The following is a 23297-nucleotide window of genomic DNA, read 5'->3' as shown; positions in this document are numbered from 1 at the left end:
TGTTAAACTACGGTTTCTTAAGTACTGATGTACTGGAACCGCTTGAGTGTATCCTAATTCTTCAGCTATGCTGCTCATGGTACGGCCTTTGTTTTTTTCGGCACTGAGGAATATTATTCCTCCAGCCTTGTCGATTCGACCATTGTCCCATCTTGGATGGTTAGTGCCGCTAGAATGTAATTTATGATGATGTGACTTTGACAAGATCATTAAATTACCTGGAGAATTGTCATTTTTGTCTCCGTTGATGTGGTGCACACAAAAGCCATCGGGAATAGGGCCGAATTCTGCCTCGTACACTAGTCTATGCAATAGTTTGCCTTGGTTTATGCCAGAGCTAATCTGGTAGTAGCCATCCTTGCGCTTATAAGCGTTTCCGAATTTTGTCTTTATCATATTTCAAACCTGTTTATTTCTGCCCTAACTTTCTTGAAATCCTCTACAGATAGGCCATAATCCCACATTGGAGTTTTCAATAATATTGGGCATTGTTTGTTGTTTTGCCTTTCAACTTTAAACATTCCAACTTGCTTGTCTTTCCAGGACATAATTATCAACCAAATCTAAAAATTTATTTTTACTTCGTTATACCTTTCTATAATAATAAAACAATTCTTTTAAAATATAATAATATAATAATATAATAAAAAAAAAATTTCATACTGAAAAAATTTTTATAAGTATCAATACACACTAGTGTGTATAATACACACTAATACACACTCAAACCACTAAAAAAATTTTTTACACTTGAAATTCAACTTAAAACATTCCACGATATTTACCTTTCAAAAAGTGTGGTTCTGGATTGAAATAATCAACAATTTTAAACCCTTCCTCTTCACAATACTTTAATAAACCCTCAAAATTCAACTCTTTAACATTAGCAAGCTGCCTTAATTGGTTTTTACCAATACATCCGTTGGCTTCCTGCATATTAACTAAAGTCTCATAAACTGAAGAATACAGATTACGATTATTAATTTCAATCATCTTTTGCTGTTCAAGCCTACATTCCTTAGGACGTAAAACACTTAAAGAAGCTTCATGATGTCTAATCTCTTTTTTCACCTCTTCCAGTTCATCGGAAGTTTTAAAATGTTCAATGAGAACATTATTCAGAAAAGTTGACAAAGGTATTGTTAAGTTAATCTCTGCTAATTCTACAAGTTCTTCATCAAGAGTAATGTTTTTTCTTACTTTAGCCATCCATAAACACCTCCGCCAGTGAAAGCATATGTCTTATAGGAACACCCTTTTCTATAGCATCCAACACCTGTTTAGAATGCTTGCACTGATGATCTGCATCATCAAGCTTTGAACCGCCAAATCTTTCAGTCTGCTTTCTATAAATGAAATCTGGACAGTCACAAATGCATGTGCCTTCAACCTTGTCAATGTCAACACCATAACTAATGTTCGGATTGGAATGTGACTTGACTCGGTACAATGCATATTCCTCATTTTCGGCCAGAAGAATAATATCTGGGGAGCTCATAGGAACTCCCCTTTGTCATTGAGTTTCAAGCCCATAATGTATGTAGCGACTTTCTTGCAGGTTTCCTCATCACATAATCCTTTTTTATTGTAACCATTAAGCACCTTCATTGCGATTGAAGGCTTTTTCTCACAATCCTCCAATTCTAGCCTATGCTTTATGATGCTGAAGATTTGGGCACATGTCAATTTAGTGTCATACTTGTTGATCATGATGCTGTTCTGTAGCAACTGCTCCCTAGCGCCTTGCTTCAAGTCAAGTGGAGCGTGCAGCCTGTTAATGACTTTAAGTATGTTTCCAGAATCATTGTTTTTGCTCAAGCGGGTGGCATATGCAATGACGTCACCGATGGTCCTGTAGACTTTATCCTGGTCCTCTTCACCATCTTGTGCTTCAGCTTTTTCTTTTTCTTTCAGTTCCTTTGCAGTGCTGAAACTGGTATCATAAGCGGGTTCAATTATCTCTTCAACTTCTGCTTCAATGACATCATCATATTGAGAATTGTTGAAGCTTGGATCCAACTCTTCAGCACTTACCTCACCAGCACCAATCAATTCAGATATGGCCCTGTTGGTTGCCCTTGTTTTTGCGGTGCTTCTGATAGTGTGGCTTGTAGCCTCCTTTTTACCATTTTCTATTCTACTGCAACTGCCGTCAGATTCGACTGTGCGGCCATTTGGCAAGGTTGCCCTTATGCAATAATAAGCTTCTTTTGTTGCACCAGTCTTGGTTAATGTGAATTCTTTTTCAACTATTTCAGTTTTCACATTGAAAGCACGGCCAAGCTTTGCCCATGCACTCTTTTTAGGGAATCTTTTAGTAATTGTTTTCCCTGTTTTCTTATCAGTTCTTTCATATTCCTGGTAATCAGAATCATCCAATAATTCTTTGCATAGTCTTTGGTATGCTCTCCACTCTTTAAGAGCATGATCAACATCAATGACATTGTTTTCAATTGTTGTTGGTAAATTCATCTATTTTTCCCCCTCTAAAATATTTTTTAAGTCATCTGCTAAGCGGTTACACCCACTACAGGCATCACCCCAACGGATTACACCTGCACTATAATGTAATCCAGTGTGGTCTAAAGGTATTCCATGGCTTTCTTTCCACATTGGAGCATAATAATCCCTTACTTCCTTTGCTGCTTCTGCCACGCTACTTAACAAGTATTCATCATAATCTGAAGTTACTTCAAGACTAACTTGTTTAAGCAAACTTTTATCATGGGTATACTGGAAATAGTCCTCGAATAGGTGCTGGACTGCCTCATATAATCTTTCATGATTGTTTACTCTTGCCTTTTCACGCAATAGGATCAATGGATTCCTGTAAGTTGTTACGAATTCATTAAATACTTTCATGTCATAAGGATATGGAGGGTATTTTTCCCTTAATTCTTCAAGACTTGCAACCATGTTTACCACCAGTAAAATCCGTGAGTTGCTGGCACTAGCAAAAAGCATACAATTACAAAAATTATGAAAGCTAATATTAAGAGAGTTGTGAAACTGATTCGTATTAGCAAGTCATTCTGTAGGATTGATTCTCTTGGGTCTGCCCTATAGAGTCTTACAGGTTCTTTTTTATTCATAAGTCAGCACCCCCCTGATTGAGAATTGTGTCTGGTCAGGTTTGCAGTGGCTGCAAGGAGCGTATCCTCTTGGCCTGAAGTCAACATTTACCTTGTTTTCCCTTAGGATCCATCTGCCGTAATGGCATTCGGTTGTGTGGTAGATTTGGGAGCGGTTGTTGCAAACGTACTCTTCCTTGTTCATAGCAATGCCCCCATATCCTCTTCTTGGGAGTTTTGTGTTTGTATAAAAGCAGTACTATCATTTGGCATCTATGGTCACCTCACACTCGTCATTGTTTTTGGAGTGTGAGGTATTTTCATAGGCTTGGATAGTGTTTTCTCCGATTCTTATTAGGAGTTCGGCGTTTGCGGAATCGTAATAGGAATCTCCGATTTTTAGGTGTTTTACACCGTTTATGTTTACAATTTCCATAAAAATATCTCACGTCTCATGCTTTTGAAAAGTTTACATATGCTGCAACACAGTAAACCTCTCTTGTTTAATTATTAGTATGTCCTAGTATATAAAAGTATCTACTTTTATATATATATGGTAAATACATTTATATATACTAAACTACATATTTAATATTATATCTAAAATAAATAGGAGGATATGATAATGTTAAAATTTAAATCAAAAATTAATTATGCCAATAATAAATCAAAAGCATTAAAAGTAGGGTTGCCTAAAAAAGTAGCAGAGATACTAGAAGTTGAAGCTGGAGACACCATGGAATGGTCCGTAGATGTCGAAAACAATGAAATAAAAATCATAGTATCTAAAGAATAACTTTTTTAAAAAATAGTAAAATTGAAAATATTTATTAATAACCTAATATAAAAATAGTATTAGGTTACTTTGAAAAAAATATTATCACGTCTCATGTGTACTATTTTTAAATTGTAACCAGTCTTTGGACGAGATTGGTTATAAAATGCTGCAACATTCTATCACCAATCGACGACTCCAACGACCAAAACCTACTAATTTTAAAAACCAACAATCCTCACATAATATACTTACTCATTTTAAACTAAATTTACTAACCTCCAATAACTATTTTTTTATTTTAATTCAAAATAATACTCAATATCACTACAAACCCGTCTAATCCTATTAGTATCCTCCAACCTATTTTTATTATGCTTCTTATGATAAACCTCAGTAAAATAAATTACCTTATGTTTTCGGGATAATATAAATATGAATCTGAAACCTGATCTGTTGCCTTTAGGAATACTTTTACAACGAAACTTTTTAACCTTGAAAACTGGGAACTTAACTTTAGGCCCTAAACCAGATATTTGCTTATACCTATCATGAGTTAATCTATGATTACCTCTTTCTAAATCAAATAATATAGTGTTTTTTAACCTAAAAAAATCTTCATCTAAACTATCACATTCAGATTTAAGTTTTTCAAATTCCTTATCAAATTTTTTATGGGTTAATATGGTATATTCAGTCGTCATAAGCCCTCACAGAATATTCGGGATCACGATAGAAAACATATTCATAATCCAATATATCATTATCATCAGCAATAGCCCAAGGCATATCCCCATGAGAATAGTCACTAAATTCAGCAGCACTTTTATCAGCATGCTTATCAATCACATCATTAATTACTGATAATTCTTTAGTGCTAATCAAAGATAAATCAGGAGTTTTAGAAAGATAATATTTATGTATAGTAGTATCCCCGTGGTATGGTTGTTTAGATATAATTAAATCTCCTTTATTTATCATTTCATCAGTGATACTCTTAAAATGGTCTGGGAAAGGTCCTCTTTCAAATTTAATATAGGTTTCATTTGTAATTGCTTTTTCATATAATTCATAAAAGTTGAAATCAGAAAAATATAATAATTTGCAAATTACAGTTTTACCTACATTAGATTTATTTTCACATCTGCTAACAATGTAAGAGAGGACAGCTATAAATTTCTCTTTGTTAAATTTCATTTCTGTAACCTTCTTTGATATCATCTCAAATAATTATTTAATTTTCTAACAACTAGGTTCTATTATAATAATAGTTATAATTTTTAATATATCTATATTTTATGATTTTAGTTTGGCTATTCTTAATTTATCTTTTTCTAAAATTTTATCTAGATCTTCAATGTTATCCTCATTTATTTTTGTACCATCGTCCAGGACTATTGTGCTACCTTGGGATATGAGGAATTTCATAAATTCATTTGTTAAGTTATTAGTTTTAATTTTTTTCATCCCCTTTTAAAAAATTATTTTTTTAGTGCAAAAAATTAGCTTCATTATTATGGAAGCACCAAACCCATTGTCTAATTATACTTTTGCAATGGTTGTATATAAATCTTCTTTTTTTGCCCAATATCCTATTTAAATAAGAAAAACAAATGTTTAACTATTTCTTTAAAATGTTAAACATTGTTCACCACTAAAAAATGAATCCCATAGGATTTCATTTTTCGTGTTCAACATTTAACCTCTAGTTTTACTACACTGTTTAATTCACCACCAAATCAAAATTCATCAGCATCTTCCTTAAACTCAAACAATATATAATACAATAAAGTTGAATCTTCAAGATCATCATCATAAATCCCGAGCAAAGATTCCTTCAATATGTCCTCATGCAAATAACCTTCAGTCCTTGCAATAGCTTTGTCAATGTCATCAAACCTAATATACTGGATTTCTTTTATTTTGATAAATCCAAAAGGTTTCAAATTTAAAGGTTGGGCACTTACATTAACAGACATTATGTCCCCCACTTTGCCGTTGAAATGCCTGCGAATAGTGCTGGTCTTTATTCCTTCTTTAATGCTGTTTACATATTCTTCATAAAATTTTAATCTTTTCATAACTTTTCACCATTTTACTTATTTTTATAAATTATTTGAAACATAATAAATATTGTAGTATACTACACAGTACTCTTTCATAAGAAACCTAACATTTTTTATGAAAGTTTTACGAATGTTGAATTTGGGGAACAGGAGAGTAAATTTTTTATTCTTTTGAACCTAAAATAAAGAGGTAAATAAAAAATAATGGATATAATTATCCTGATTGGATTATTTCAATTATTTATAGGAATTATCCAAGCATATCTAACCTTTAAACAAGAATGCAAAATTATTATCCTTGTTTTATAAGGATACCCTCTATTTGTAACTGTGGGTTAAAAAGAAAATTAAATGTAAAAAACTACAAATCACATCCGTTTTTTCTTTATCCGTAAAGGTTTTTATTTTTTAGAGTATTCTAACATTTACTAACTATCTACCATCCCCCTATCAATGATAAAACTAAAATTAAACCCATCAAACCAAAGGAGATAATATAAAACCACATCCCATAATACTCTTTAATGAAATAGCTATGTTTATAATCTTCACAGCTAAATTCTGGAAGTTCAACAAAGGGAGTATTATAAGTGGTTTTTTCATGACCCTTCTTGCAGATTAGGTACTCTGTTAGTGGGAATGGTACATCATCTCGATATTTCCAATCAGAATGTTTACATTCGAAACATGATAATTCTTCATTCATAATTGCAACTCCATTGGTTTTCCATTTTTTGCACGATAATCTAAAAATTCTCTATAACTCATTTCAGATATTTCAACTGCTTTACCCATACTTATGCATTCACTAACCAATTCCAATGCAGTAGTATTTAATTTAGTTCGTAATCTCTCATTCTCTTTTTCTAAAAGTCCTTGTTCTTTTAACAATTCAATATGTTTTTTATGTAATTTGTCAAATGCTTTTCGCGCCTCTTCAAGTTGAAATTTCAATAAATCAATTTCAGTCATAATAATCACTTCTTATGTGGACATTTCTTAATTAACTCCTCAGTAGTAAGTGCATTCATATCATCCAACATCATAAAACAGCCATAAAGAAAAGTCTTAGGATGACTTGTCGGATAATAATCCTCAAATAATCCAATGCAATCCCAACAACTATCTTTTGTCAAAATAACCACTCTCCCATAATATCTTCTCAATCTTGCCACGCAACTTATCCTCCACAATACGATCAATATTGTTTTCCAATTCCTCATTGCGTTTCTTGATGGCTGCAACCTCTGGAGTGTCAACAGTTAAAGTATCAACTTCAGTATTAATCAAGACCTTATCTATATTCAGGATATATTTTTTCCTTAATTCCTTTGGGTCATCAAAGAAATAAGAATTATGAACAATATTCTTGCTCCTTCCTTGCAAACTATCAATTTCCTCAACTGTCAAACCATTCTCCCCACGAGCCAAGTTACTGGCGTGGAACTTCCTGAACATATGAGGACGAATCAAACCATAAACCCCCTTCTTGTAACCACCTACAGTCTCATTCAATTCAGTGAACTTCCGAGTCAAATATGCAATATGAACCTTGAACAATTGACTATCACCAGTCATCTTATCTGTACGTGATTCAAGATATGATAAAATAGCTGTTACCGCTTCAGGAGAACAGAAAGTATAGTAATATTTGTTTGTTTTGTCACGTTTTAATTTAAAAATAGGCACAATGTCACTTTGCTTTTTCAAATCATTGATTACATCGTGTATGTCTGTGCTGTTATGGTATTCTTCAGTAGCTGTTATGAAGTCCTGTATTGTTAAGTTGGTGACTTCCTTACGTGCACAGCCACTAGAACATATGAAAAGTATTATTGCAGTCATCAATGGGTTGCTTACCCTTATGGCTTCCTTTATGATGTCTTTTGTTGGCAGATCATCATAATAGATTTCCTCTATATGCTTGACATTTCGGTCATTGAATTTTGGCAGCTTTGGTATTTCTATCTCGTAATGATTGTATATGGTTTTCAATTGTCCCATCTGTTTTTGTATTGTGGAACTGGAGCAGCCTTTTTCGTTGATTAGGTAGTTTCTATGACTGATTAGTCTTTTTTTGAGTGTTCGATTTTTTAGTCTTATTCGTTCCTCTTCTTCTTGTTCTGCTTCTTCCAATAGTTGTTTTAGTGTTAATCCTTGGCTTTTTGTGTAGTTTTTGATGCTTTGCCTGTAGTTGTATACTGTTTGTGGCTGTATGTTCCTAACTGTGACAAAGTCTTCAAGGATTAACGCATCTTCTGGACTCATTATTACATTCCCCTTATTTTGTGCAATTTCATATATTATTATATATGGTTTGGTATAGTGTTTAGGTTACCTAAGAGCATTTGAAAAGTAATCAGTAACACTATTTTTAGGCCATATATACTATTTTAAAAAAAGTAGAAGGATTATATGATGAGTCATATATAAAGTAAATCAAAATTTATAGAAAATAAACTAATCATATTTTATTAAATTAAAAAAAAAATTTATTTTTATTAAACTGATTATATTTTATTAAACTGAAAATAATCATATTTTTATTAAACTGATTATATTTTATTAATCATATTTTTTTAAATTAAAAATAATTTAATAATAATCTATTTCAATCAAATAATCAAATCTTGTTTTGAAGAGAATTTATCTTTCCTAAAATGGAATTATCCTTTGTTAAGTCATACAAAACCCTATAGAAATATAAAGCCCCACTGTAATAATTCCTATTTTCCAAATCGGCACTGATTAACCTTAAAGTGTCTAAAATAAATGGATTGACACCTAATTGAATATTTTTAGATTCAATAACATCTCTTGCTTTCTCATCATCTATTTCAATATTTATTCCTCTGGATTTTAAATATTCCAATTCCACAAGTGCTTTCTTATTAAAGTCAAAGTTCAAGCTGTAATCGTAAAATACTGCAGCAACATCCAATTGATTTTCCTCAACATAAAAGAAGCCGAAGTTTCTATATGCTTTGGCTATATCTTCATTTGAATATGCATACTTCAATGCATCTGCATTCATCAAAAAGAACCTATTATAAGTACGTGTTTTTGATTTATAAATATCAGCAAGTTCTAAAATAGTTTTTGATGAAACATGATTGATTCTAAGTGCCTTAAGCAAGTATTCCTCAGCCTTTTCATACTGGTCATCATCTAAAAGCAAGCATCCGTAAATATAGTATAAGCCAAATATAGGTTCATTGAATGGAATATATTCCAATTCTTTCTTTAATCCAACATATTGATAAAATAATACTTCTTCAATTGGATTTGAAAAGCTATGATACTCCTTTTCAACAATAGAATCATTTTCCACCATATCCAATTTATTGATTTTCACTTCCTTGCGCCAATTTACTCGCTTTTCTTTCTTTTTTGGATATGTTACATATGATTTTGGACTTCTGTAAAGCTTATTTTCCTCATATTTCATATATTGTATTTCTCTAATGGATCTGTTTGATTTAAAATCGCTTTCCTTATGAAGCTCTTTATTCTCATATTTATCTGAAAAACGTTCCATAAAATTGTCTAATTTTTGAAGTGCAATTTGATTATCATTTTCTTCTATAAGGGGAATCACTTCCTCAAGAATAAGTGAAATGTCTGTTTTATTAGTATCTGATTCAAATTGATTCTGATAAAAGTCTAAAGATTGCCAAATCATTTTAGAAATTTCCTTTATGATTTCATAACTGGATTCATGATTCTTATAGAATTCCAATTGTGAGACCAAATAATCCCTATCTAAATCAGGATTACCGCTTAAATTCCTTTTTATTTGGTTTATAATCTCTTCAGTCATTTAAATCATCACAAAATTTCATAAAATCCTATTTGAATTTATATTGACTATCATATTTAAAATATTTTATAATTGAAATAGCTATAAAATGAGTTTGCACAAAAAGGAGTAAAAATAAAAAAATTAACTAGATTACACAAAAATGAGAAAAATAAAAAAAAATTAATCCCAATTGCACAAAAATGAGAAAAATAAAAAAAAAAATTAATCCCAATTGCACAAAAATGAGAAAAATAAAAAAAAGTTTTTTTAAAATGTTGATAATAAAAAAAATAAACCCAAAAAAAGTAGAACAAATAAGTAAAAAAGAAAAATAAAAAATTATTTTTCATTAAGCAAATCAAGAATTCTTGCACGTGCTTGACCTATTGTTAAAGGATAATCTCCATTAAAATCAATATTATTCCTCTTTTCTAAAATCTCAGCAAGATGTGCCATTCTTGGAAGACGCAAATCAGCCTTTCTAATTGTTTCCACTTGAGAAAATACTTCTTCAGGGCTTCCTTCAGCAATGATTTCCCCATCGCTAATCAAATGGATTTCACTTGAATATACTGGAACCAAATCAACATCATGAGTTGAAATGACAATAGTCATACCTTCTTGATTCAAATCATACAATAATTGAAGAATATATGAAGCGCCTTTAGGATCAAGGCCAGAGGTTGGTTCATCAAGAATCATTAGCTCAGGTTTCATAGCCAAAATACCTGCAATTGCCACCCTTTTCTTTTGTCCTCCACTTAAATGGTGTGGAGATTTCTTTTCAAATCCAGGCATTCCGACCTTTTCAAGAGAGTCCTTTACTCTTTTTTCCACTTCTTCAATAGGCAATCCAAGGTTCATTGGTCCAAAAGCCACATCTTCTTCTACAGTTGGAGCAAATAATTGATTATCGGGGTTTTGGAAAACAATACCTATTTTTTGACGAGCCTTCATAAGGCTTTCCTTGTCATATTCCAATTTCTCCCCGTCGATGTAAACTTCACCTGATTTTGGAATATGAATTCCATTGAAATGCAAAAATAGTGTTGATTTTCCTGCTCCATTTCTTCCTAAAAGAGCAACCATTTCCCCTTTCTTTACCTTAAAATTAATATTATTAAGTGCACGTGTTCCATCTGGATACTCGTAAACTATATCTCTTGCTTCTAAAATACAAATATCTCCAACTAGTTAAATAGTTTATAAAATAAAGCATATAAATCTTTAAAAAGTAATAAAAAAACACCAAAAATCCTAAAAATAGTAATACTTTTTTTAAAAATTATTTGAATTTAATTCAAGCAGAATAGAATAATTTTAAAATAATGAATAGAAAATTTTAAAAAAAAAAACAGCTATTAAAAATTTATGAGAAATGTTAAAAAAAATAGCTATTGAAAATTAATAAGAAATGTCAAAAAAACAACTATTAAAAATTAATGATAAATATTAAAAAAATAGCTGTTTAAAAAAGGCAGATTAAAACTAGAAACAAATTAAAATATGTTAAAGCTAATTTTAATTAATCTCATCCCAATTGGGTCTTAATCACATACTCCAAAAGCAGTTTCATGGATTGCCACTCATCTCTATCAAATTGATTATCCAAAATAGAGCGAGAAACATTCAAAACTGTTTTTTTACTTAACAATCCAACTCTATATTGATCCAAAAGATGAATGATTAAGGAAACATTCCCAACAAGTGCAGGATTTTTAGAAACTTTCAAAAGGGAAATAATGAATTCCTTTTTCTCTTCTTCATCATCTATTTTTAGATAATTGCTATAGAAATCATCTAAATTGTATTTGAATCTGTCTAATCTAACAAGAGCATCCAATTGATAGCTTGGAGTCAGCCATTGCAATTTAGCTAAAGCATCCTTTACAGAATCAATCACCGCTTTAGCAATCAATTCACCTATTTTTGCATGCTTGCTGACATTATCAGTAAAGTTTTCACTTTCCATATTTGAGAAAATAGCTATTCCATCAGTTCCTGTCCCAGTTGCCACCTCATTTGAGTAATTGCTTGAAACCATCAATTCCCTAAGTGCAACTGCTTTTGCCTCTACAGCTATCATTTCTGCCAAAAGAAGGGAACTTTCATCTAATTTTGTATTGATTAAGAGTATTGTGTTGATAGTTCCAGGCTTATTGGGATTTTGTCCACCATCACAAGCATCATCAATATCACCATCATCATCTTCAAAATCATACTCATAATTGGCATTGATTTCATAATAGGAAGCCACATCACCTGCAGAGACTGCATTGACTCTAGCTCCAGCAGTTGTAATTGCCACAACTTCAATATCCCTAAAGCTTTCACAAGCAATGGAATAATGTTCCATATTTGCAGAAGTTATAAGCCCACTTAATTTATCATTTCTTAAATCAAGGTTCTCATAAAACTCAGAGGACAAATCTTCCAGAAAATCCAAAATGCCTCCATCACCATACTTATCAATGTTTTCCTGAGACAATTGGTGATTGAATATGGCAGATAAATCCTCACTGTATCCTCCATTTAACCAAGAAGTGACTATTCCATTCCTTTTTGGACCAAACTTAACAAGTACGGTGTCAATGTTCTTTAATATTTCATCACCATCACTTGTTTTAAGCAATAATTCAAATTCTTGATTGTTTTCATAAATTGACATTTTAGATTCCTCAACTTTTTGAAAATAAAAAATATTTAAAATACTTAAAAATATTAAAAATATTTAAAAACACTGAAAAAAATAATAAAAAAATTTTAAGTATATAATAATAGTTTATAAAAAATAGTATTTAAATAATGATATCCGTTTAGTCAATGCTATTTGAATGATTTGAAAAAATCAATATAAAAAAATTTTATTTAATGAATTTAATTTAAGGAATTTTATTTAATTGAGTTTAATTTAATAAATTAATATCTTCAACTTTTTTAAACTCATTATCAAAACTTATAAGATTTTCAATATTATGATTATGCATATTTAAATTATGCTGCAATCAGTGAAGCTTAATTTAGTCTGATATTTTTCATAAATCAACATATTATTATAATTAAAGTCCTTGTCTTCATATTCATCAATTATCAAGAAAATATCATATAATAAATTAAATGTTGAAATTGCAGTTTTTAAATCTATCTTATTTCCAATAACTGTAATTACTTCATTCAAAATCAAATTGCTAATATAACATTCATTTTCTTCAATGAGATTCAAATATTCCAAGGATTTTTCATGGAGAGAATCATTCTCATTGACTAAAGCAATTATATATGAAGAATCTATGAAATATTTCATTTATACAAACCTCTTTTCAATTCTACAGCATTTGTTCTTTCTTTAGATTTTCCTAAAGCAACTAAATCCATTATAGAAGATTTTTTTGATTTGAAAGTTAAAGTAATTGTCTTATCAGAGTTTAATTCCCAGTCAATGATAGTATCCTCTGTAATGTTAAATTCCTTTCTGATTTTAGAGGGTATGGTAGTTTGATTATTCTTATATATTTTAGTTGTGCCTACATTGACCATAGTATCACCTATTAAAATATATTATAAAAGGTATTTATAAACTTTACCTATTAAAATATAAATTTAAAATATGAATTTAAAATAGAATTTAATGAAAATAAAAATAAGATAAAAAAACACTGAAAAATAGAGAAAAAAAAATTAGCTGAAAATCAATGAAAATGAAAAAAAGAAAAAAAGAAAAAAAGAATTAGCTAAAAATCATAAAAAAAGAAAAAAATAGTATCAGTCTGAAAGACTAATACCTTCGCCTGGAGATGAATTTCCAGATAGGTACTTGACTTTTGCTCTGGTAAACATCTTTTTAAACCAATCGTACAATACAACTAAAAGCACAGCATTGGTTACACCATGGGTTAAGTCATAGCTTACACCATTTAAGTATAATGCAATAATTGGTGTGATTTCCAATGCGGTTCTAGAGTAGAAAATTGCAGAAATGTCTGTAATCCAACCGTAGAAGAATCCCCATAGCAATCCGAATACGATTCTGAATCCAACATTGTCAAATCTTGAAGCAAGCCAACCTGCACTTGCTCCCATAAGTCCCCATGCAAGCATCTGGAAGAGAACCCAATATCCCATTCCCATGAAAAATCCAGAAACCAATGCAGTTAACGCACCTACCAAGAAACCTTCTTCCTTGCCGAATACAACACCTACCATAATTATAATAAATGATGCCAAGTTTACTGCAGGAATTGACATAAGAAGTATACGGCCAACAGTTGCAAGAGCTGTCAATACAGCAATCAATACAATTGATTCAACTGGAGGCTTTTTCTGTTCATACATCTTGAATATCGCATAAATAAGTCCTGCAAGAAATATGATTATAAAAATAATCATGGTAATGGAAAATATAGGACTATCCACTACACCATTTGAACTTACTGTCATATTTGTTAACATTTGATCTAAACCACTCATTATAACACCTTAAAAATATAAAATAATAAAAATTAATTAAAATTAGTTTAATTAAATTACTAGCTTATTAAAATATTAATTCAATTAAAATAAACATAATTTAATTAAATAATCATAATTTAATTAAAATAAACATAATTTAATTAAAATAAACATAATTTAATTAAAATAAACATAATTTAATAGAAAAATCATAAACTAAACTATTACTATATTATCACTCTAAACTCCATTTATCTTTTAAATCATCTAAAGTAACAATTTCCGGAACATATTCCTTCACCATCCTATTTACAAATGTGGTGTAGAAGTTATTCTCAGCAAATATTACCTTAGGATCATCATCAATTTGAATATTCTTATCAAACATCATCAAGCACCTCTTACAATTGTTTGCAACAAAATCCAAGTCATGGCTTGTCATGAGAATTGTCAATCCATTATCTCTAAGGGAATTTAAGATATCTGCAAGATTTTTGCTTGATATTGGATCCAAACCCTTTGTAGGCTCATCCAAAATCAATACATCAGCATTTTGAAGCAATGCCTTGACAATAACTATCTTTTGCTGCTCTCCACCACTGCAGTCATAGGGATGCTTGTCAATCAAGTCGCAAATGTCAAAGAATTCAATCAAATCCTTAAATTTGAATTTGATGTTATCAAATTCCAATCCATTTAAAATATCTGATTCAATGAATTCCTCATTAGACATTTTCAATAGCATTTCATAGCTTTCCTTATTAAAATCATCTACATTATTTCTATTTAATAAATTGGATTCAATGATTGATTCCAAAAACTCTTCCTTCACATTGTCTTTGGAGAAGTGAATCATAGGATTCTGATGAACATAAGCTAAATTTATTCCTTTCTTATACTTGACATTACCTTTAATAGGCTTCAATATCCCTACAAGCAATTGGAGGAAAGTTGATTTTCCAACTCCATTTCCACCTATCAAGCTTACAAATTCTCCTTTGTTTAAGTCAAAATCAACATTCTTCAATATCAGATTTCCCTTTTCATAAGCAAAGTAGATGCCCTTCATCCTTATCAATGCATCCTTGTTTTTTCCAAATGAAATCCTATCTAAAATACCTGTTTTTTCTTGAGAATGGTATTTTTTATTAATGTGATGTAGTAGATTAGCAGAACTTAAATTATTGGAAACATCACCACCATCATTTATTTTAATTAAGTCATCATGGATTTCATTAAGACATCGTCTTCCTTCACGAATGCTTAAAGGAGTATTCAATTTACTTAAACTTGGATACTTGACAGAAAGTGAGTTATAGATTTTAGTTACAGCAGGAAGATAATTTTCAAATATATCATCATCAATCACATCACTGCAGATATTATGGGCATTGTCATCAAACTCTATTTTTCCATCCTTAATGAATATGACATTATCGATAAATGGAAAGATGCTGTCTGCCTTATGTTCGCTCATTACAACAGTTATGGAAAATTCCTCATTCAATCTTCTGATTATTGACAGAAATTCATAGGACGCAATAGGATCCAACTGTGACATTGGCTCATCAAGAAGGAGAACTTGAGGTCTTAAAACAAGCAATGAACAAAGGTTTACCAACTGCTTTTGACCTCCAGAGAGTTCATTCACATTCTTGTGAAGTATGTCATTGATACCAAAGAAAGCAACTATTTCACTTATTCTGTTTCTGATTTCTTCTGTTGGAATGCCTATGTTTTCAAGTGGAAATGCAATTTCCTGAATAACAGTATCTGTCACTATCTGACTGTCAGGATTCTGGAACAGGTATCCTATGTCACAGGCAGATGAAATGTCATCAAGCTCTTCTATTTTGACTCCGTTAAACTTGATTTCACCGGTTCTTCTTCCAGCAGGCATTAATTCCTTCTTTAGATTAGTGAGCAATGTTGTTTTACCACAGCCAGATGGACCGCAGAGCAATACAAAATCGCCATAATTGATTTCAAGATTGATATTATCCAATGATTTAGCCTGTGAGACAGTTCCATCTGAATTGAGATATGAAAAGCTAAAGTTGTTGAATTCAATCAATGCCATAAAATTCCTCCATTAAGAATAGAAGACATTCTTAATTTCTCCATAAGATACGCTCCTTGATTTCTAAGTAAATTAAAGGTAATAAAAATATTATAAATGCCAAATAATAAATATTGAAAGGCAAATTGCTGAATGAAAAGTCAATAGATGGACAAATGTTAATCATTCCAACTCCTTTTATCAATCCAACCATTATAATAGCTACTGTAATTATAATAACTGCTAAAAAGAAATAATCTGCATTTCCAAATTTGTAGGACAAATAGCTTGTACGATTAGTAGCAGTGTAACCTCTTGCCTTCATGCTTTTAGCGGTAAACATAGACTCTTCCAAAGACCATGAAACTGTTATTCCCATTATTTTTCCAAGATTCTTTGCTTCTTTGATTATTGAAGCTGTTCTTTTATTGGATTTAAGCTTATTGACCAACTTGGAATCATAATCTGTATTGATATTTGAGTTGAATTCATCTGAATCCATTTTATTTGAATCAATAGCAATATCATCTGAAGCATTGCATTCATCCTCATCGCTAAAGTCAATACCATTATTCTTTAGATTATTCAATTTCTGCACTTCAATAGCTCTTGAATTGATTAATGGAATAAACCTTAATGCCATTATGATTATCATGGAAATGATAGGCAACTTTTTAGAGAATATGTAAAGCATCTCTTGATAGGAAACAGACTTATTGTAAGATGAAAACACCAAAATGACAATAAGCAGAGCAAGGGCCATCAAAATACCATATGCTATAGCTTCAAAAGTTATGAAAAAATTATTCCAAAGGAAAATCTTATGAGCGCCAGTCCTATTAAGCAATGGATTTAAAATAATTATCAGTATGCTTAGTGGGATAAAAAACTTCATTATGTTCTTTAGCTCAGAACTTACTCCTTGAAGAGCTATCAAAATTAGCAAGAGAGCTAAAAAAGTCAGTACAAAATAAGGATCACTGAAAATGAATGCAAAGAGAACCATTATAAAATAGTAAAGTAAATAAACTCCTGGATGAATAGATGTTAGTTCCATAAACAGATCTCCCAAATTTGCATATTAATTTACAATAGATTTATTGATTTCAAATTCATTAATTGCCAATTTCAATTATAAAATAATTTTAATGATTATTGATTTTAATAATAAAACAATTTCAACAATAAAACAATTTCAATAATTATAAATTTTAATAATAAAACAATTTCAACAATAAAACAATTTCAATAATTATCAATTTTAATAATAAAACAATTTCAATAATGAAACAATTTTAATCTTAATCATATCCAATAATTAAGATTTTTCAACTTTATTTTGAATTATTTAGAAATAATTAATTAAATATTTAATTTCTAATTCTATATAAAGGTTTCTTTATAAAAAATAAAATAAATTTGATTTATAGAATAAAAAATGAGCAAAACAATTAAAAAACAAATAATAATGGAGAAAAAGAAAATTAAATAGAATACTATACTTTAGAAAGAAATTAAACAAGCAAAATCACTATTCTATAATCTAGCAAATTTAAATAATGAATTTATGCCCCCAAACTTAGTCCTAAAGTATAGTCCTCAACACAATTTATACTTATAAAATATATTTTATAAAATATAAATTATAATTGATTGTGAATATTTATGTTATATGTTATTAATAAAACTTGTTATTGAAAGATTTAAAATATTAAAAAAAACTTGTTAAAAATAGTTTAAATGTTAAAAGATTTCTTAATTCAGTTTATATTGAACCTCTGAACATGTTAAAAAGAATAGATTAAAGTAATACTAAAAATTCTTAGAAAAACATAAAAATAGAAAAAACCTCAATAAATTAAAAAAAAAAGCAATGCAACATTATATAAAAAAAAAACATAAAAATAGAAAAACCCTTAATAAATTAAAAAAAGCAATGCAACATTATCTTAAAAAAAACATAAAAATAGAAAAAATCTTTGTTTATAAAAAAAGCATCGAAATATTAAAAATCAATTCGAAAAAAATAATATTAAATAAAAATATCTAAAAAAAAGAAATTTTATCCAGTTTTATGTCATAAAACAACATGAAACTGGAATTTAATTGTTCTATTTTAAGTCCCTCTTAGAACGTTTTATAAGTTCTGCTGCACAGGCAAATATCAATAATAATATTATAATCAATACAGGAGCATTCATTCCACCTAAAGATAATGAACGAGCAGCTGCAGCTGGGTCTTCATCTGCATTCAAATTATAGGCAGTTGCTGACTGAGTCACAGGAGCTGATGAACTTGTACCAACAGTATTTCTATCAACCATAGTTGAATTTGAATTTACACTAGTTCCATTTACATCAGAATACTCGCCAGAATTGGTGTTTCCATCACCATTGCCATTTGAATTGCTATTGGAATTATTATCACCAGAAGCACTTCCGCCATTGTGAGATCCACTTCCAGATTTAGATCCTCCAGAACCTGAACCTCTTCCGCCACTGGAACCGCCATTGCTTGGATTTACAATATCATTATTCTCAAATGTATTGTTTTCTCCACCAATATCATCAAATATTTGATTTACTGGAGAAATGACATCTGCGTGACTTGTTGGTTCATAATCAAGCAAATCCATGATATTATAGTCTTTTCCGTTTTTTCTCACAACCATAGGAGAATTAGGACCACCATATATGATGTCCTTTTCAGTAAAGACCACTTTGGAACCAGGATGCTTTAGCTTCCATATTCTATTGATTTCCTTGACAATTCTAGAAATCAATGGCTTTAATGAAGGAACCTCATTCTTTCCTACATAATTATTGTTGGAATGATATAATGCTACAGCTCTGACAACCAATGCATTTTTACCATAAGTGATATGGTTTCCATAGATCTTGCTGTTGTCAGCATCATATCCTTCTATAAGGTAATTCACTCGAGCATTGCATGTTACATTGTTATTATAGAATTTTGTGTAATCAGCACCTTCCAATATTGCACCATAGGAAACATTGTTTGCATTGCATACTATTCTGTTTCTTGCCACTATAGTGTTGATTGAGTTATATCCTGCAATAAAGCCTGCTGCATAATAGGTTCCGCTTACATAGACCCTATTGTCTGTGAAGCTGTTATTTGCAGCTACCTGGTCTCTATGACCGGTTTCAGCACCTAAAACACCTAAACCATAAAGGTAAGGGTCTTTTGCAGTGACATTAACATTATTATGATGAACCTTATTGTTGTTGCTTTCATAATACAGGTCAATTCCTACAATAGAGTTTGTTGATTCCTTAATGGCTGTGTAATATTTTGTAACGCCAGATGTAGCCTTTATCTTATTATATCCAATATCATTTGAAGATGAATAGAATGTAATTATTCCATAAGTCTTGTAAACTTCCGGAATATCCATGCCCACTGCCTCAGGGTCATCTACACTGATTGAACTGTCGACCTTTATTGAACTGTCATAAAGATGAGGTTTGCTTGTACCATTAACAAAAATGTCATTGCTTCTGATTGTATTGTTTTTAGAGTCATAAAGCATTACAGCAAATGCCAAGCCTTCAGCCTTTACCTTAACGCTATTGTTCAATATTCTGTTGTTTGCTGATTCTGAAATATATATTCCATAACCATTGTCGAAACTGTTCAATTGAATATTGTTGTTGCGTATAGTGACTCTCTTAACATTATCAAGCAATATTGCAAACCTATGGTTATCCTTTACATTTCCAGGATTTCTGTTGACGATTGTAAATCCTTCAACAGTGACATCATCAGATTCAACCTTAATGACAGAATCCAATAATTTAGCTCCTTGTGATATGAGATTAACTGGAGCGATTAGGATAATTCTCTTATCCTTAAAACTTCCCTTAAATATCAAATCATAATTTGCATATTCTCCTTTAAGATAACCATCCTTGTCAAAGCATGTGTAGAAATTATCCTCTGTAACAATGAATTGATGCCTTAAGACATTTACTTCAGTTGTAATATTGGTTGGGTTGTATGTATCATTTCCTGCATAAGTAATATTCATTGTATAATTGCCAACATAAGTTGTAAATAACAGCCTTGTCTTACCATCAGAATCAGTGAATGCTGTATAATTGTTCTTATAGAAATGGAAGATAACTTTAGCACCACTGATTGGATTTCCATCATCATCCTTTAGGAAAATATCAAAATAACTACCTTGATAAACGTCAATATCCACTATGCTGATTGTTGTATTGATCTTATCATCACTGAAAGTACCGTTATCATCGGTTCCGTTGCCATCAGTACCGTTACCGTCAGTACCATTGCCATCAGTTCCGTTATCGGTATCGTTTCTATCGATTTCAGAAGGGTCAGTCATATTCTCAATAACATTATTGATTGTGTTATTGTAGATTGCATAATGACTTGGAGTGATTGGATTCCTATTGGTATATTTCAATATGGAAATGGCATCACAGTCTTCTGAAACATTGATTCTGTTTTCACAAACCAATGCATAGCTAACGTTTCCCCTAAGCACAATAGATGTTTTGTCAGTAGAAATATCGTTATTTCTTATGGTTATGTTTTCAGCAAGCTTTGAAGTGACTATCATCACTGCTGTTGAATTCACACCAATCATTGTATTGTTTTCAACGACAAGATTGGATTTTGTATTGTTTATGCAATTTGCAGATTCAGTGTAGATTGAATTGTTTGCAATAACAAGATCAGTTCCAGTATTTACAATTGAATCGGAACCGATTGACCTTAATGTATTGTTAACTATCAAATTGTTTTTTCCACTGTTTTGTATTGGCAATACATGACCTTCCTGATTCCAATTCTGAACATTTGGATCATCAGGCTCAGTGTATTGAGTGGATATGTTATTGCTTGATATTGTAACATTGTCTCCACTTACAACAATTGCTGCAGGTCCCCCGACTTTTGATATGGTATTGTTGTATATCAAAGCATCTGGAGATTCGACAATGATTGCATGAAATACATTTTCCAAGGTGTTATTTGCTATAACTGCACCTGAACCGCTCACTGATTGCATAAGATAAATTGCATAACAATAAGAATTGTATGTGCCGTTTCTACTTTTTAGGTAATTGTTTGCTATAATATTTCCACTGCATACTCCTCCATCTATAGGCATGAAATCCCCATTTCCATAAACGGATTGGTAAACCATATTGGCATATTCAGACTCAATATGGTTGTTTCTGATTTCATTATAGGAAGATGCAGTCATTGGTATAGTTGAGCTTAATCCAGATATGAGGGTATTGTTGACAATCTTATTGTAATTTGCATTTGACATCATAATAGCAAAACACTTATGAAGACTAACATTAATGATAGAGTTTGCAATAGTGTTGTTTTCTGAATTTATGATGCTTATTCCAGATAGATAATAATTTGAACGGCTTGGCTTTTCCTTTGTATTTACAATATAAAGGTTATTTAAGAATGAACTGGAACTTCCTTCTATAAGGCGAATCAATACATTAGACAATAGGCTTCCATCAGATATGATGTTTAACCTTTTATTGATTGTAAATACCTTGTCTGAAATGTCTATGATCATTATAGTATCTCCATCTTGGAGAGTACCAGGTTTCAATAAGCCATTGTTGTCAAAGTATTTTGTATAGCTTGTACTGTCTATAATGATTGGTTCTGAATCTGAAAGCATTATCTCTTCACCTTTAGAAAGCAAAGAGCTAATGATTTTATCAGGTTCATCTAAGCCATCATCAGTAATCACATCATCAAAATCCTGCTTATTATTTAATTTGGAAACAACTGATTCCCCTGAATTTGAAGCATCCGGATCTTGAAGGCTAGAATTTGATTCTATGCTCACATTGGAATCAGGATTTTTCAAATCAGACCTATTTAAATAATTTCCAAGATTTGAATCATCTAAATTACCTGTTAAATCATTATTGGAATCTGAACTGCTTAATTGATTATCAATTATACTATCTGATGTGTCAGCAACATCCATGATGCTTTCACTTGCACTAACTACACTCAAAGATAAGAATAATATCAATATTAAAGCAAGAAGGGAGGGTAATTTCTTTAAATTCGTCACATCACCTCCATTCAAGTTCCTATAAGTTAACTTATTTATTACATGATATATAAAACTATCCAAAATAATTGAAAAAAAGTAAATTTTAATTAATTTTATTAAATAAAAATTAAAATTGGATTGAAAAGAGAAAAAACAAAAATAAAAACCGCTAAAATCATAAAAAATAAATTAAAAAAGAGAAAAAACAAAAATAAAAACCGCTAAAATCATAAAAAATAAATTAAAAAAGAGAAAAAACAAAAATAAAAACCACTGAAATCATAAAAAATAAATTAAAAGATATTTTATCAAATATCTTTTAATGAAGGCTTGTGGATTTTAAAAAAAATGAATTTCATTAAATTTAGAACATAATATCTCATTTTCATATTTTTTCTTAATCATCCTTATAGATTTCTCCTTTGGCGTAAATATTATCATTCTTATCTGCTTTATTTCCATCAAACATAGCATTTGATACATACACATCTTCTTTAGCGTAAAGAGCAACGCCATTGTTGTCTTTAGCCACATTGCCAATAAAGAATATCAATAGACTTAGAGGATGTATTATAATTCACAAGAATGTACTCCGCATATACTGCACCACCATAATCATATGCATAATTATTTTTTAAGGTACAATTCTTAATAACCACATAACCTAAACAATAAATTGCTCCACCGTTACAATTAATGAATGTAGCCCCATTTGCTTTATTGCTTTCAAATATACAATTATCAATATCCACATAACCTGAAAGTTGAGTACGTCCAGCGCCTATTGCTCCACCCATATCATTAGCTCGGTTTTCACGGAATTCTGCATTTTTAGCGGCACATTATAACGAACAAAGATTGCACCACCATCGTTATCTCCTGCCTTGTTATTTCTAAAGAATGTGTTAATTGATTGTTTACCTTGTCCTTTATTTATATAGACATTTGCGGCATGTATCGCACCGCCATAATCTCCTGCAGAATTA

29 protein-coding genes are annotated in these 23297 nt (G+C 30.6%); 1 reads left to right on the top strand and 28 read right to left on the bottom strand.

Translation table 11 applies throughout. From position 1 onward, the window contains the following. From QZV12_RS11625 to QZV12_RS11590, 8 genes are all read right to left on the bottom strand, one after another. Window positions 1–396: HNH endonuclease (locus QZV12_RS11625; protein WP_295622036.1), on the bottom strand; the 396-nt coding region annotated here is incomplete at its 3' end. Next, complete coding sequence (locus QZV12_RS11620; RefSeq protein WP_295622034.1) at window positions 393–548, bottom strand: hypothetical protein; 156 nt, start codon at window positions 546–548, stop codon at window positions 393–395. The genes QZV12_RS11625 and QZV12_RS11620, both read right to left, overlap by 4 nt. A 214-nt stretch (window positions 549–762) precedes the next feature. Next, window positions 763–1209, bottom strand: a complete 447-nt coding sequence (locus QZV12_RS11615) for a hypothetical protein (protein WP_295622032.1) — start codon at window positions 1207–1209, stop codon at window positions 763–765. Beyond that, window positions 1202–1498 (bottom strand): hypothetical protein, encoded by a 297-nt coding sequence (locus QZV12_RS11610; RefSeq protein ID WP_295622030.1) that lies wholly within the window; start codon window positions 1496–1498, stop codon window positions 1202–1204. The genes QZV12_RS11615 and QZV12_RS11610 overlap by 8 nt, the downstream gene beginning before the upstream one ends. Further along, complete coding sequence (locus QZV12_RS11605) at window positions 1495–2472, bottom strand: hypothetical protein (RefSeq protein ID WP_295622028.1); 978 nt, start codon at window positions 2470–2472, stop codon at window positions 1495–1497. The genes QZV12_RS11610 and QZV12_RS11605 overlap by 4 nt, the downstream gene beginning before the upstream one ends. Then, window positions 2473–2916, bottom strand: a complete 444-nt coding sequence (locus tag QZV12_RS11600) for a hypothetical protein (protein WP_295622026.1) — start codon at window positions 2914–2916, stop codon at window positions 2473–2475. A 2-nt stretch (window positions 2917–2918) separates the two neighbouring features. Next, entirely contained in the window at window positions 2919–3092 is a 174-nt protein-coding gene (locus tag QZV12_RS11595; protein ID WP_295605798.1) for a hypothetical protein, read from the bottom strand. After that, window positions 3085–3276, bottom strand: a complete 192-nt coding sequence (locus QZV12_RS11590) for a hypothetical protein (protein WP_295622024.1) — start codon at window positions 3274–3276, stop codon at window positions 3085–3087. The genes QZV12_RS11595 and QZV12_RS11590 overlap by 8 nt, the downstream gene beginning before the upstream one ends. 420 nt (window positions 3277–3696) lie before the next feature. Here QZV12_RS11590 and QZV12_RS11585 point away from each other — a divergent pair, with 420 nt between their 5' ends. Beyond that, the gene (locus QZV12_RS11585) at window positions 3697–3867 is read left to right on the top strand and encodes a hypothetical protein (protein ID WP_295622023.1); all 171 of its coding nucleotides are present in this window, start codon (window positions 3697–3699) and stop codon (window positions 3865–3867) included. Between the two features lie 275 nt (window positions 3868–4142). Here QZV12_RS11585 and QZV12_RS11580 read toward each other — a convergent pair whose 3' ends face one another. The 20 genes from QZV12_RS11580 to QZV12_RS11485 form a co-directional block, all read right to left on the bottom strand. Beyond that, a complete protein-coding gene (locus tag QZV12_RS11580; RefSeq protein ID WP_295622021.1) occupies window positions 4143–4550 on the bottom strand; it encodes a hypothetical protein in 408 nt (135 codons plus the stop codon). After that, on the bottom strand, window positions 4540–5043 hold the full coding sequence (locus QZV12_RS11575; RefSeq protein ID WP_295622018.1) for a Panacea domain-containing protein: 504 nt from the start codon (window positions 5041–5043) through the stop codon (window positions 4540–4542). The genes QZV12_RS11580 and QZV12_RS11575 overlap by 11 nt, the downstream gene beginning before the upstream one ends. A gap of 99 nt (window positions 5044–5142) precedes the next feature. After that, window positions 5143–5313: a hypothetical protein gene (locus QZV12_RS11570; RefSeq protein WP_295622015.1), complete on the bottom strand. Its 171-nt coding sequence runs from the start codon at window positions 5311–5313 to the stop codon at window positions 5143–5145. Between the two features lie 272 nt (window positions 5314–5585). Beyond that, window positions 5586–5927 carry an ASCH domain-containing protein gene (locus QZV12_RS11565; protein WP_295622012.1) on the bottom strand — a complete coding sequence of 114 codons (342 nt, stop codon included), beginning with the start codon at window positions 5925–5927 and terminating at the stop codon, window positions 5586–5588. Window positions 5928–6348: 421 nt separating this feature from the next. After that, window positions 6349–6618 (bottom strand): hypothetical protein, encoded by a 270-nt coding sequence (locus tag QZV12_RS11560; RefSeq protein ID WP_295622009.1) that lies wholly within the window; start codon window positions 6616–6618, stop codon window positions 6349–6351. After that, window positions 6615–6884: a hypothetical protein gene (locus QZV12_RS11555; RefSeq protein ID WP_295622006.1), complete on the bottom strand. Its 270-nt coding sequence runs from the start codon at window positions 6882–6884 to the stop codon at window positions 6615–6617. The genes QZV12_RS11560 and QZV12_RS11555 overlap by 4 nt, the downstream gene beginning before the upstream one ends. A gap of 5 nt (window positions 6885–6889) precedes the next feature. After that, window positions 6890–7048: a hypothetical protein gene (locus QZV12_RS11550; protein WP_295622004.1), complete on the bottom strand. Its 159-nt coding sequence runs from the start codon at window positions 7046–7048 to the stop codon at window positions 6890–6892. Next, window positions 7035–8180 carry a site-specific integrase gene (locus tag QZV12_RS11545; RefSeq protein ID WP_295622002.1) on the bottom strand — a complete coding sequence of 382 codons (1146 nt, stop codon included), beginning with the start codon at window positions 8178–8180 and terminating at the stop codon, window positions 7035–7037. The genes QZV12_RS11550 and QZV12_RS11545 overlap by 14 nt, the downstream gene beginning before the upstream one ends. Window positions 8181–8535: 355 nt before the next feature. Next, a complete protein-coding gene (locus tag QZV12_RS11540; protein WP_295621999.1) occupies window positions 8536–9732 on the bottom strand; it encodes a type IV pilus biogenesis/stability protein PilW in 1197 nt (398 codons plus the stop codon). A 321-nt stretch (window positions 9733–10053) separates the two neighbouring features. Continuing rightward, window positions 10054–10890 carry an ATP-binding cassette domain-containing protein gene (locus QZV12_RS11535; protein ID WP_295622038.1) on the bottom strand — a complete coding sequence of 279 codons (837 nt, stop codon included), beginning with the start codon at window positions 10888–10890 and terminating at the stop codon, window positions 10054–10056. 355 nt (window positions 10891–11245) lie between these two features. Further along, a complete protein-coding gene (locus tag QZV12_RS11530) occupies window positions 11246–12382 on the bottom strand; it encodes an adenosylcobinamide amidohydrolase (protein ID WP_295621996.1) in 1137 nt (378 codons plus the stop codon). A 321-nt stretch (window positions 12383–12703) separates the two neighbouring features. Beyond that, entirely contained in the window at window positions 12704–13018 is a 315-nt protein-coding gene (locus QZV12_RS11525; protein WP_295621993.1) for a PIN domain-containing protein, read from the bottom strand. Then, on the bottom strand, window positions 13015–13251 hold the full coding sequence (locus tag QZV12_RS11520; RefSeq protein WP_295621990.1) for an AbrB/MazE/SpoVT family DNA-binding domain-containing protein: 237 nt from the start codon (window positions 13249–13251) through the stop codon (window positions 13015–13017). Before QZV12_RS11520 ends, QZV12_RS11525 begins: the two co-directional genes overlap by 4 nt. 225 nt (window positions 13252–13476) lie before the next feature. After that, window positions 13477–14181, bottom strand: a complete 705-nt coding sequence (locus tag QZV12_RS11515; protein ID WP_295621987.1) for an ECF transporter S component — start codon at window positions 14179–14181, stop codon at window positions 13477–13479. Between the two features lie 217 nt (window positions 14182–14398). After that, window positions 14399–16243: an ABC transporter ATP-binding protein gene (locus QZV12_RS11510; RefSeq protein WP_295621984.1), complete on the bottom strand. Its 1845-nt coding sequence runs from the start codon at window positions 16241–16243 to the stop codon at window positions 14399–14401. A 31-nt stretch (window positions 16244–16274) separates the two neighbouring features. Further along, window positions 16275–17279, bottom strand: coding sequence for an energy-coupling factor transporter transmembrane component T (locus QZV12_RS11505; protein ID WP_295621981.1), 1005 nt, complete (start codon window positions 17277–17279; stop codon window positions 16275–16277). A gap of 1054 nt (window positions 17280–18333) precedes the next feature. After that, the gene (locus QZV12_RS11500; protein ID WP_295621977.1) at window positions 18334–22329 is read right to left on the bottom strand and encodes a NosD domain-containing protein; all 3996 of its coding nucleotides are present in this window, start codon (window positions 22327–22329) and stop codon (window positions 18334–18336) included. A gap of 379 nt (window positions 22330–22708) precedes the next feature. Beyond that, entirely contained in the window at window positions 22709–22843 is a 135-nt protein-coding gene (locus QZV12_RS11495) for a hypothetical protein (protein ID WP_295621975.1), read from the bottom strand. Beyond that, window positions 22836–23108: a hypothetical protein gene (locus tag QZV12_RS11490; protein ID WP_295621972.1), complete on the bottom strand. Its 273-nt coding sequence runs from the start codon at window positions 23106–23108 to the stop codon at window positions 22836–22838. Before QZV12_RS11490 ends, QZV12_RS11495 begins: the two co-directional genes overlap by 8 nt. Then, window positions 23093–23297, bottom strand: a 205-nt coding sequence (locus QZV12_RS11485) for a hypothetical protein (RefSeq protein WP_295621970.1), incomplete at its 5' end; no start/stop codon positions are given. The genes QZV12_RS11485 and QZV12_RS11490, both read right to left, overlap by 16 nt.

It is taken from the genome of uncultured Methanobrevibacter sp., assembly GCF_902769175.1.
GTDB lineage: Archaea > Methanobacteriota > Methanobacteria > Methanobacteriales > Methanobacteriaceae > Methanobrevibacter.
Note: the sequence above shows the minus strand (reverse complement) of the source record. Positions and strands in the feature narration are given on the sequence as shown.

Bases quoted from the DNA above. Each gene is read 5' to 3' on its own strand.
- QZV12_RS11620 (WP_295622034.1), bottom strand. From the start codon at position 548: ATGTCCTGGAAAGACAAGCAAGTTGGAATGTTTAAAGTTGAAAGGCAA.
- QZV12_RS11615 (WP_295622032.1), bottom strand. From the start codon at position 1,209: ATGGCTAAAGTAAGAAAAAACATTACTCTTGATGAAGAACTTGTAGAA.
- QZV12_RS11610 (WP_295622030.1), bottom strand. From the start codon at position 1,498: ATGAGCTCCCCAGATATTATTCTTCTGGCCGAAAATGAGGAATATGCA.
- QZV12_RS11605 (WP_295622028.1), bottom strand. From the start codon at position 2,472: ATGAATTTACCAACAACAATTGAAAACAATGTCATTGATGTTGATCAT.
- QZV12_RS11600 (WP_295622026.1), bottom strand. From the start codon at position 2,916: ATGGTTGCAAGTCTTGAAGAATTAAGGGAAAAATACCCTCCATATCCT.
- QZV12_RS11595 (WP_295605798.1), bottom strand. From the start codon at position 3,092: ATGAATAAAAAAGAACCTGTAAGACTCTATAGGGCAGACCCAAGAGAA.
- QZV12_RS11590 (WP_295622024.1), bottom strand. From the start codon at position 3,276: ATGAACAAGGAAGAGTACGTTTGCAACAACCGCTCCCAAATCTACCAC.
- QZV12_RS11585 (WP_295622023.1), top strand. From the start codon at position 3,697: ATGTTAAAATTTAAATCAAAAATTAATTATGCCAATAATAAATCAAAA.
- QZV12_RS11580 (WP_295622021.1), bottom strand. From the start codon at position 4,550: ATGACGACTGAATATACCATATTAACCCATAAAAAATTTGATAAGGAA.
- QZV12_RS11575 (WP_295622018.1), bottom strand. From the start codon at position 5,043: ATGAAATTTAACAAAGAGAAATTTATAGCTGTCCTCTCTTACATTGTT.
- QZV12_RS11570 (WP_295622015.1), bottom strand. From the start codon at position 5,313: ATGAAAAAAATTAAAACTAATAACTTAACAAATGAATTTATGAAATTC.
- QZV12_RS11565 (WP_295622012.1), bottom strand. From the start codon at position 5,927: ATGAAAAGATTAAAATTTTATGAAGAATATGTAAACAGCATTAAAGAA.
- QZV12_RS11560 (WP_295622009.1), bottom strand. From the start codon at position 6,618: ATGAATGAAGAATTATCATGTTTCGAATGTAAACATTCTGATTGGAAA.
- QZV12_RS11555 (WP_295622006.1), bottom strand. From the start codon at position 6,884: ATGACTGAAATTGATTTATTGAAATTTCAACTTGAAGAGGCGCGAAAA.
- QZV12_RS11545 (WP_295622002.1), bottom strand. From the start codon at position 8,180: ATGAGTCCAGAAGATGCGTTAATCCTTGAAGACTTTGTCACAGTTAGG.
- QZV12_RS11540 (WP_295621999.1), bottom strand. From the start codon at position 9,732: ATGACTGAAGAGATTATAAACCAAATAAAAAGGAATTTAAGCGGTAAT.
- QZV12_RS11530 (WP_295621996.1), bottom strand. From the start codon at position 12,382: ATGTCAATTTATGAAAACAATCAAGAATTTGAATTATTGCTTAAAACA.
- QZV12_RS11525 (WP_295621993.1), bottom strand. From the start codon at position 13,018: ATGAAATATTTCATAGATTCTTCATATATAATTGCTTTAGTCAATGAG.
- QZV12_RS11520 (WP_295621990.1), bottom strand. From the start codon at position 13,251: ATGGTCAATGTAGGCACAACTAAAATATATAAGAATAATCAAACTACC.
- QZV12_RS11515 (WP_295621987.1), bottom strand. From the start codon at position 14,181: ATGAGTGGTTTAGATCAAATGTTAACAAATATGACAGTAAGTTCAAAT.
- QZV12_RS11510 (WP_295621984.1), bottom strand. From the start codon at position 16,243: ATGGCATTGATTGAATTCAACAACTTTAGCTTTTCATATCTCAATTCA.
- QZV12_RS11505 (WP_295621981.1), bottom strand. From the start codon at position 17,279: ATGGAACTAACATCTATTCATCCAGGAGTTTATTTACTTTACTATTTT.
- QZV12_RS11490 (WP_295621972.1), bottom strand. From the start codon at position 23,108: ATGGGTGGAGCAATAGGCGCTGGACGTACTCAACTTTCAGGTTATGTG.